Annotated in this window: 1 protein-coding gene and 1 pseudogene; both read right to left on the reverse strand. The window is 40.3% G+C overall.

Going from position 1 to position 1,715, the window contains the following annotated elements:
• Positions 1-114 (reverse strand): annotated as a pseudogene (locus tag ACPUYX_RS20885) (adenylyl-sulfate reductase subunit beta); the annotation flags it as partial.
• Between the two features lie 79 nt (positions 115-193).
• Positions 194-1,366 (reverse strand): sulfate adenylyltransferase, encoded by a 1,173-nt coding sequence (gene sat / locus ACPUYX_RS20890; RefSeq protein ID WP_047810591.1) that lies wholly within the window; start codon positions 1,364-1,366, stop codon positions 194-196.
• Positions 1,367-1,715 lie beyond the last annotated feature (349 nt).

Genomic DNA, 1,715 nt, shown 5'->3' on the forward strand with positions numbered 1-1,715 from the left:
TTTCATTCTTTCTTTGTCTAAAAACATCAGGTCATTTGGGCATGCATACATGCAAGCTGTTTTATCTTGCCCTTTGCATCCGTCACACTTTTCTGCAATTACAAAACTTGGCATTTGTTAAACCTCCATCATTCTTATATTTTTGAAATTAAACTTAAGAATCAGTCTCTTGTTTAATTTACAAACCAAAGTTTTACTTATTTAATGAACCGTAATATTTGAGTAAGATTTGCAGAACTTCTGGACGACTGAAGTTACTGGGTGGTACTTCACCTGCGCCTAACATAGCTCTCAGTTTGGTACCGCTAATTTTGAGATGGTCTTCTTTTCCGTGTGGGCAAGTTTTTTCTGTAGTCATACCTTCACACTTATTGCAGTACATAGCAGCTGTTACTTTGAGTGGTTGACAAAGAATTTCACCAGGTTTGAATTGGTCGAAAATTTCTTGTGCTTGATATGCAGTATAGTAGTCGCCAACACCAGCATGGTCACGGCCAATTAAGATATGGCTGCAGCCGAAGTTTTGACGGAAGATAGCGTGGAGAATTGCTTCGCTTGGTCCTGCATAACGCATTTCCATCGGATAAACTTTCATTACAACATTTTTTGGATTGAAATAGTTCTTTAAGAGAACTTCGTAGCACTCTAAACGAACTTCAGCAGGAATATCTCCAGCTTTCAGTTTTCCTACGATTGGATGAATGAAGAGTCCATCACAAACTTCATTACCCATTTTGCAGAGGAATTCATGGGAACGATGCAATGGGTTACGGGTTTGGAAAGCTGCAACAGTTGCCCAGCCTTTTTCGTCGAAGATTTTTCTGGTTTGTTCAGGAGTAGCATAATAGTCACCATATTTGGATGCATAGCCTAATTGACTGAAGGTAATGATCGAACCACCAACATTGACATCTCCTTGAGCCATGACTTTCTGAACACCATTATGCTCAGGATCATCAGTGAAGAAAACTGCTTTGCATTCTTTGGTTTTGTTATACTCATACATGTCGCCGACGGTCAAGATACCAACATAGGTATCAGTTTCATCATCGACTAAAGCAACTTCTTGACCAATTTTCAGTGAACCAGCTTGTTCTTTGGTAACTGAAAGAGTGATAGGAAGAGGCCATGCTAAGCCATTGGTTAAGTGTTTGGTTTCAACAACACTTTCATAATTAGCTTTATCCATAAATCCAGTTAACGGGCTGAAAGCACCCATGCCAATCATCAAAACGTCAGATGTTTCTCTGGATGTCATACGAATTACAGGTAATGTTTTAGCTTTGGCAAGGGCCTCAGCACGTTGTGTTTCTGGAAGTAATACTGGTGTTAATTTTCCGCCATGGGGTTGTACTAATTTTGACATCATTAGTCCTCCTCTATCTATTTTCTTCATTAGAGCCTACGAATTCGTGTGTTTGTATTCGCCAGAGTCCACAAATTTCTGCTGTCAAAGACAGCTTCGAAGGATTACCGGCATCCCCCCCCTCGAATATTATCGTTAGACAATATCACTAAGCTGAACCCATCATCAGGTAGATTTCGAGTTATCAACTCATAATCACCTACGAGATATTAAGGCTTGCTAGCTGAACAAAGGAGTTCGGACATTTCCATAACTTCCAGGACATCTTTCTTTTCCAGTCCGGCACAGGCATCGTCGAGCATCAGGATGCAATAAGGACATGCCGTTACCAATACATCGGCCTGTTTTT

It is taken from the genome of Desulfosporosinus sp. SYSU MS00001, from assembly GCF_049943955.1.
In the GTDB taxonomy this organism is placed as follows: Bacteria; Bacillota; Desulfitobacteriia; order Desulfitobacteriales; family Desulfitobacteriaceae; genus Desulfosporosinus.

Excerpts from the sequence above, each read along its gene's own strand:
- sat (WP_047810591.1), bottom strand. The coding sequence starts at position 1,366 with ATGTCAAAATTAGTACAACCCCATGGCGGAAAATTAACACCAGTATTA.